The organism is Methanoculleus sp. UBA413, from assembly GCF_002502935.1.
GTDB classification, from domain to species: Archaea; Halobacteriota; Methanomicrobia; order Methanomicrobiales; family Methanoculleaceae; genus Methanoculleus; species Methanoculleus bourgensis.
The window spans coordinates 1-7,606 of record NZ_DAQR01000090.1 but is presented as its reverse complement, the minus strand read 5'-3'; the positions used below and the strand labels follow the sequence as shown (position 1 = coordinate 7,606).

At 64.0% G+C, this 7,606-nt stretch carries 5 protein-coding genes; 1 reads left to right on the top strand and 4 read right to left on the bottom strand.

Translation table 11 applies throughout. The features are described from left to right. On the bottom strand, nt 1-2,105 hold a 2,105-nt coding region (glgP, locus tag BP858_RS07240; protein ID WP_286879195.1), incomplete at its 3' end, for an alpha-glucan family phosphorylase. Between the two features lie 162 nt (nt 2,106-2,267). Here glgP and BP858_RS07235 point away from each other — a divergent pair. Next, complete coding sequence (locus BP858_RS07235) at nt 2,268-2,456, top strand: hypothetical protein (protein ID WP_062265528.1); 189 nt, start codon at nt 2,268-2,270, stop codon at nt 2,454-2,456. Between the two features lie 112 nt (nt 2,457-2,568). On the opposite strand, the gene malQ is transcribed toward BP858_RS07235, so the two are convergent. From malQ to glgB, 3 genes are all read right to left on the bottom strand, one after another. Next, nucleotides 2,569-4,065, bottom strand: a complete 1,497-nt coding sequence (gene malQ, locus BP858_RS07230; protein ID WP_074175408.1) for a 4-alpha-glucanotransferase — start codon at nt 4,063-4,065, stop codon at nt 2,569-2,571. 13 nt (nt 4,066-4,078) lie between these two features. Further along, a complete protein-coding gene (locus tag BP858_RS07225; RefSeq protein WP_286879194.1) occupies nt 4,079-6,448 on the bottom strand; it encodes a DUF3536 domain-containing protein in 2,370 nt (789 codons plus the stop codon). Nucleotides 6,449-6,451: 3 nt separating this feature from the next. Beyond that, nucleotides 6,452-7,606 (bottom strand): 1,4-alpha-glucan branching protein GlgB (gene glgB, locus BP858_RS07220; RefSeq protein ID WP_286879193.1); only part of this gene is annotated, 1,155 nt, incomplete at its 5' end.

Sequence of the window (7,606 nt, the reverse complement as noted above, 5' to 3'; positions counted from 1 at the left end):
TCCTTCACCATCCTGCGGGCCGAGAACCGGGGGCCGTTGCTCTTGATCGACTCTTTCATCATCTTCACCCAGCCGTGGGGGATGTTGTCGACGGAGCGGTCGTAGTAGAGCGGGACGACCTCCTTCTCCAGGAGATTGTAGATCGCCGCGGCATCGGTGGCATCTCTCCCGTCGCATGCAGCCGTTTCGCTCCCAAACGCCCAGCCGTTTCTGCCGTTGTACCCCTCGACCCACCACCCGTCAAGGATGGAGAGGTTCAGCACCCCATTCAGCGACGCCTTCATACCGCTCGTGCCGCTCGCTTCCATCGGGGGCAGCGGGTTGTTCAGCCAGACGTCGACGCCATGCACCAGGTACTGGGCCACCTTCTCGCTGTAATCCTCAACAAAGGCAACCCGCCCCCCGAACTCGGGCTGCTGCGTGTAGCGGTAGATCTTCTGGAGTAACCGCTTTCCTTCGTTGTCTGCCGGGTGGGCCTTGCCGGCGAAGATGACCTGAACAGGATACCACCGGTTGTTCAGGATACGTTTCAGCCGTTCCAGGTCCTCAAAGATAAGGTGTGCCCGCTTGTAGGTCGAGAACCGCCGGGCAAACCCGATCGTGAGCACATCCGGATTGAGATACGCCCCGCCGGTCGCCGGGTCCGGCACCCCCCCGGGATGCTGCGCCGCCCACCTGATCCTCTCCTGCTCCCTTATCCGGTTGAAGAGTTTCGCCTTCAGCCAGGTGTGGATATACCAGAGTTCGGCATCCGGGATCTCGTCGATGAGCTCCCATACCACCGGGTCGTCATGCTCCGAGAGCCAGTTCGGGCAGGTCGGCCCGATATGCCGGTCATAGAGGTCTTTCATCCGGTGATTCAGCCAGGTCGGTACGTGGACGCCGTTCGTGACGTAGTCGATCGGCACCGTCGTCTCGGGAGTCCCGGGCCAGAGGCATCTCCACATCTGCCTGGTGACGGTTCCGTGCGCACGTGAAACGCCGTTATGGTGCTCCGATGCACGCAGGGCAAACGCGGTCATGTTGAAGCCTGCACCGGGGCTCTGTGGGTGGACGCCGAGCTGCAGGAACTCTCTCCGGTCGATCCCAAGCGCCGGGTAGTAGGCCTTGAAGTAACGGTCGATGAGGTTAATAGGGAAGATATCGTGTCCTGCGGGGACAGGCGTATGCGATGTGAAGACCGAGGTCGCCCGCACCTCATCGAGCGCCTCATCAAACTCCATGCCCCGCTCGACCCGCTCCCGGATCCGCTCAAGCAGCGCAAACGCCGGATGGCCTTCGTTCAGGTGCACCGCCGAATAATCAGCGCCAAGGACGTGGAGCACCTTCCTGCCGCCGATGCCGAGCACAATCTCCTGCCGGAGGCGCTGCTCCAGGTCTCCTGTGTAGAGCCGGGATGATATCCCCCGGTTCCGTGGGTCGTTGCAGTCGATATCGGTATCCAGGAGGTAGAGCGGTATCCTGCCGACCTGAACCTTCCAGACAGCGACGTAGATGGGCGGGTCGATGTGCGGAACCCGGACCACAAGGTGGTCGCCGGCCGAATCGAGCACCCGGGTGATGGGTGCCGCATCAGGGTCGAGCGGTTCGTTGATGTCCTTCTGCCACCCATCGGGGCTGATCTCCTGGTGCAGGTAGCCCTGCGAGTACATGAACCCGACGGCAACCATCGGGAGACCGAGGTCGCTCGCCTCTTTGAGGTGGTCGCCGGCGAGGAACCCGAGCCCGCCCGCATAGATAGGAAGCGAGTGGTGAAGCCCGTATTCCGCCGAGAAATAGGCGATTGTCAGTGAGCGACTGTCTGGGTGCTCTGCAGAGAACCAGGTTCCGGTAGCGCTCATATACTTCCTGAACCGGCGCATGACAATGTCGTAGCGGCGGAGGTAGGCAGGGTTCTCAGCCGCCTGTTTCAGGAATCCGACAGGTATTTCGCGGAGCATCCGGACCGGGTTATGGATGCTCTCCTTCCACGCCTGCCGGTTCACCTGTTTGAAGAGTGCCCGGGCCTCCGGGTTCCAGCTCCACCAGAGGTTGTACGCGAGGTCGACGAGACCGGAGATCCGCTCCGGAATGTGGGTAAACTGGTCGTGTATGGAATCCTCCATAAAATCTGTCCCCTTTTCTAGTAGTATACAGTCCGCGTTTATTATTATATATGCCTACGTATTTCCCCTACAATTCGAGATAACTGAAAAAAGGAAATTTTTGTGACTTTTTGAGACGGAGGTGGGGCAGATGCGGGGTTCCGGAGTAAGGAGTTTTGCGCTATGATGAAAAACCCTATGCCGGTCCTGACGTTCGTCCCCACCCGCGATGAGGTGGGTGTCGGACCCGGATGGTCCCCCGGGATCGCCGGTGCGGTGGACCGTGGTGGGAATCACTTTGAGGGTGGTGACCGGGAAAGGAGAGCCCCTCTCCCCGAGAGCCGCTTTGCCGGAGGCGATATCCACCGGTAATCCGAGAGGGGAGTGATGTCGCCAGAATGTCAGGAATTTAGGGGAACGCCGCGGGCTTCGTGCTGCGCGACCTGAACAATACCCCCCAAAATCCCATCGACCTCCTGCCCCCTCACTTCCGCCCGTAGAGCCCGGTAACCTCGGAAAACTCCTGCATGGCCTGCTCCCGCATCTGTTCCCGGCGGAGCCGCCACTCCCAGTTTCCCTCGGCCGTGCCCGGGCGGTTCATCCGCGCCTCTTCGCCAAGACCGAGGATGTCCTGCATCGGGACAATCACGGTCTCGGCGGGGGAGAGCATCGCCAGGCGGATGAGAATTCGGTGCACATGTTCGGCGCCGAACGAGCCCCCGATGTAGCGGAACAGGAGATCCCTCTGTTCGCCCGAGACCTCGTGCTCGAACCACCCCCTGACGGTGTTGTTGTCGTGCGTCCCCGTGTAGGCGATGCATCCTCCGGTGATGTTGTGGGGCGCGTGCGGGTTTCGCGCGACGTCGCCGGAGAAGCCGAAGATCAGGACCTTCATCCCCGGGAACCCAAAATGGGCCATCATCTCGTGGACATCAGAGGTTATGTAGCCGAGGTCCTCAGCGATGATGGGGAGGCACGACCTGCTCCGGGCGAGCAGGGTGAAGAAGTCCCGGCCGGGTGCATCGACCCAGCGCCCATTCTCTGCGGTCGTCTCACCGGCCGGCACCTCCCAGTACTGCACAAACCCCCGGAAATGGTCGAGGCGCACCCGGTCGACGAGGGCGAGGGTGCGGTCTATCCTGCTCTCCCACCATGCAAACCCCTGCTCCTGGTGCGCTTCCCAGTTGTAGACGGGATTGCCCCAGAGCTGCCCGGTCGCGCTGAAGGCATCCGGGGGGACGCCTGCGACAACGATCGGTTTCTTCTGCTCATCCAGTTTGAAGAGATCCGGGTTTGCCCAGATATCGACGCTGTCGTAGGTGAGGTAGACCGGGAGGTCCCCGATGACCTGGAGGTGCCTTGAGCGGCAGTGATTCTTGAGCGTCTTCCACTGACGGTCAAAAACGTACTGGAGGAACTTCTCCCTGAGGATCCGGTCCTCAAGTTCGGTACCGTAGGCGTGCAGGGCGTCCTGGTGCCGGTCCCTGATATTGGGCGGCCAGTCGCCCCAGACCTTCCCCTCGAACCGTTCCCTGAGGGCGACGAATATAGCGTAGTCATCAAGCCACGAGACGTTCCCGGCTGCAAACTCCTTGTAGCGGAAGTCCGGACCCCGCTCCCTGAACCGCTCGAACGCCCGGTCGAAGAGGCTGTTCTTGTAGTCCATGACCGCCCGGTAGTCCACCCGGTCCTCCGGGAAGCCGGGCGGATCCCTGATATCCTCTGGCGCGAGGAGACCGTCGATGACCATCTGCTCCGGGCTGATGAGCCAGGTGTTCCCGGCAAACGCCGAGGTGCTCTGGTAGGGCGAGTTCCCGAGGTCCGGGCATGTCGGGTTGAGGGGGAGAATCTGCCAGTAGCGTTGCCCCGCCCCGGCAAGGAGGTCCACGAACCGGTGCGCTGCCGGACCAAGGTCGCCGATGCCGTACACCGACGGCAGCGATGTGATATGGAGGAGAACCCCGCTGCCCCGCCGGTTCATGCCGCGCTCCCCCTTATGTCACCCTCACGCCGAGGCATGCCGCCGCCCTCCTGAAGGCTTCCGCCCACCGTTCTGCATTCCTATCACCTTCTCCGGCACGCCGCTGCATCTCCCCATAATGCCTGAGCATACCAATTGCGGCATTCTGGCTCTCCCATAAGGAGAGTGGCAGCGAAAATACCTTTGCACACCGGGCGATGCGGACGGCCTCCTCGAGCGGGGCCGGGTCGGCGGGCCGGTCCGCCGCTTCCCCGATCGAGAGTGCGATCCGCCTGCTCGCCGCCTCCCCGAGAGCCGCAAGGTCGGGCCTGAGGTTCTTTGCCCTCATCTCGCCGGCGAGCACCCCGAACCGGTCTGGGTCGGCGCACCCCTCTTCAAGCATCGCGCAGAGCCGCTCGTTGCAGGCGTGCTCCATGAGACGGATGACGGCTCCGGGCGCGGGGATACCGAGATCCTCGGCCACCCTGATCAGCGCCGCCGCGTCACGGTAGACCGCAGAGGCGGCCTCCCCGATGCCGGGGAGAACCCGGTGGGCGGTTGCCCATCGCTCCTCGTCCGAGAGATCCGGCGAAGTGTAGACCCGGGCAAAGACTCCCGGTATGGTGCCGGAACCCGTCACCTCCTCCCACGCCGCCCGGAGCACCTCATCACCGCCCGGCTCGCGCACGCCGAGGAGGACCCGGTCTATCCCGGCAAAGAGCGCGATCAGATCGTAGAGCGCCTCCTCGCCCGTCACCCGGGACCGCACATGGACGGTCCCGGCACGACCGCGCCGGCTGTCATCCTCCAGCCGGTAGCGCCAGTCCCCCTCGACAGCATACATCGCGGGAGGCTCAAGCCCAAAGAGCTCATAGAGAGCACTTCTCGCTCCTACCCGGGCAAGGTCCCTCGCCGCCGGCCTGACTAGGGCTTCATAGACCGCAGCACCGGTCGCATACCCGGGATCGTTCACCGGGGCCCGGTCGAGGATCTCGATGAACGCAGGCTCAAGGTCAAGCCCGAGCGTCTGCCGGACAAGTTCCATCGCGCGGCCCGCGTGGCGCATCACCTGGATGCTCCCCGGCTCCGTGAGATCATCGAAGAACCAGCCGCAACTCGTCTGCATCAGCATCGCCTGCCGCCCCATCTCAAGGAGCGCTAAGATCCGCCGCCGCTCATCGGGGGCAAGGTCGCGGGGCGCGTGCCGGGAGAAGAACGCCTCCACGGCTTCGTCGGACCACCGGTTGAGGATGAGGGCGACGGCGTCGTCCCGTGCCTCCCGGGGATCGTGGACAAGGCGCTCAAGTGCCTCCGCGGACCTGGGGGCGAGGGCATCCCTGACCATGTCGACCGCCTCCCTGAGCGGTTCGCGCCAGGCTTGCGACCACCCGGGATGCGCCCCGCTGTGGCACCCGCACTCCCGCCGCCAGCGCTCGACGCCGTGGGTGCAGCTCCAGGACGTCCTCTCCTGGATGACGACCTCGTGCGTGGGCGGGTGGGCGGTAAGGTACTCGCCGTAGACCGTGAAGCGCGCGTCATCCTGTGCCTCGATGGCGCGGAGACAGTAGGCGAGCGCCATCTCCCCGAACTTGCGGTGGTGACCGTAGGTCTCCCCGTCGGTCGCGATATGCACAAGTTCCGGGCGCTTCCCACCCCGGGAGAAGGCCCCGAGCAGCCTTCCTGCGAACCGCCGCCCATCTGAGAGTAGGTCCCCGAACGCTACATCGCGGGCTATGGCACCGTTGTAGAAGAAGACGGCGATGCTCCGGCCCGAGGGGAGACGGCAGAGGTAGGGCATCCGTGTCTCAACCCGGCCGCCGGAGACGTCAGTCCAACCATCCGCCCCGATCGCCCGCACCTTCCCGGCCTGGTGGGGGGCGAGGATCGTGAACCTGATCCCGGCCTTGGCCATCAGGTCCAGGGACTCGATATCGACCGCCGTCTCAGGGAGCCACATCCCTTCAGGCTCCCTGCCGAACCTTGCCGCAAAGTCGCGGACCCCCCAGGCGATCTGGGTCCGCTTGTCCTCGCGGGTCGCAAGCGGCATGATGAGGTGGTTGTAGCAGGAGGCGATCGCAGACCCGTGGCCGGCGTAGCGCTCCCGGCTCTCCAGGTCGGCATCGATGACCGCCTTATAAACCCCGGGGCGGTGCCGCTCCAGCCAGGAGAGAAGCGTCGGTGCGGCTGTGAAACTGATCCGTGAATAGGTGTTTACGACTTCCACGATCACGCCCTCCGCATCAAGGATGCGTGCGGCGGTGTTCGGGGCGTAACACTCCGCTGCCACCCGTTCGTTCCAGTCGTGGTACGGGGCGGCGGACCGCTGGACCTCAACCTCCCCAAGCCAGGGATTCTCCCGCGGCGGCTGGTAGAAGTGACCGTGGATGCAGATGGCGCGGTCCACCGGTCACACCCCCTCCGGAGCGAAGATGACAACCCCGAGCGGGGGGAGGGTGAGCGGGAGCGACCACGGCCGGCCGTGCGCCGGAACCTGCTCTGCCTCCACCCCGCCCATGTTTCCGACACCGCTCCCGCCGTACTCGACCGCATCGCTGTTGAGCACTTCCTCCCAGAACCCCCCGAACGGAACACCGACCCGGTAGCCGTAGCGTGGCACCGGGGTGCAGTTGCAGGCTACGAGGACGACCTCGTCGGCCGCATGCCCCCGCCGCAGGTAACTGACGATACTCTTCTCCACATCAGAGAAGTCGACCCACTCAAAACCCCCGGGGTCGGCGTCCCGCTCGTGGAGGGCAGGCAGGCGGCGGTAGAGGCGGTTTAAGTCCCCGACCCACTGGAGGATCCCCTGGTGGGGAGAATACTTCAGGAGGTGCCACTCAAGCCCGGCATCGTGGCTCCACTCGGACCACTGCCCGAGCTCAGCCCCCATGAAGAGGAGTTTCTTGCCCGGGTGCGTGAACATATACCCGAGGAGGAGGCGGAGGTTTGCCCGCTTCCGCCACTCGTCGCCGGGCATCTTCCCTATGAGCGAACTCTTCTCGTGGACGACCTCATCATGCGAGAGGGGGAGAACGTAGCGCTCCGAGAATGCATACCATATGCTGAACGTGAGGAGGTCGGGCCGGTACTTCCGGAAGACCGGGTCGAGCGCGAAATAGTCCAGGGTATCGTGCATCCAGCCCATGTTCCACTTCAGGTCGAACCCGAGCCCCCCGGTCGCGGTCGGGGCGGTCACCCCCGGCCAGGAGGTCGCCTCCTCGGCGATGACGAGCACATCAGGGTAGTTGGCGTGAACCGTGTCGTTCACCTTCCTGAGGAACCCTATCGCCTCGAGGTTCTCTCTCCCGCCGTAGACGTTGGGTACCCATTCCCCGGCGCTCCGGGCGTAGTCGAGGTAGAGCATCGAGGAGACCGCATCCACCCGCAACCCGTCCGCATGGTAGCGCTCAAGCCAGAAGAGGGCGCTGCTCACAAGAAACGACCGGACTTCGTTTCTCCCGAGATTGAAGATGTAACTCTTCCACTCGGGATGGTAGCGCTGACCGGGGAGAGCGTGCTCGTAGAGGTGGGTGCCGTCGAAGTAGGAGAGACCGTAGCCGTC

Excerpts from the sequence above, each read along its gene's own strand:
- BP858_RS07235 (WP_062265528.1), top strand. The coding sequence starts at position 2,268 with ATGATGAAAAACCCTATGCCGGTCCTGACGTTCGTCCCCACCCGCGAT.
- malQ (WP_074175408.1), bottom strand. The coding sequence starts at position 4,065 with ATGAACCGGCGGGGCAGCGGGGTTCTCCTCCATATCACATCGCTGCCG.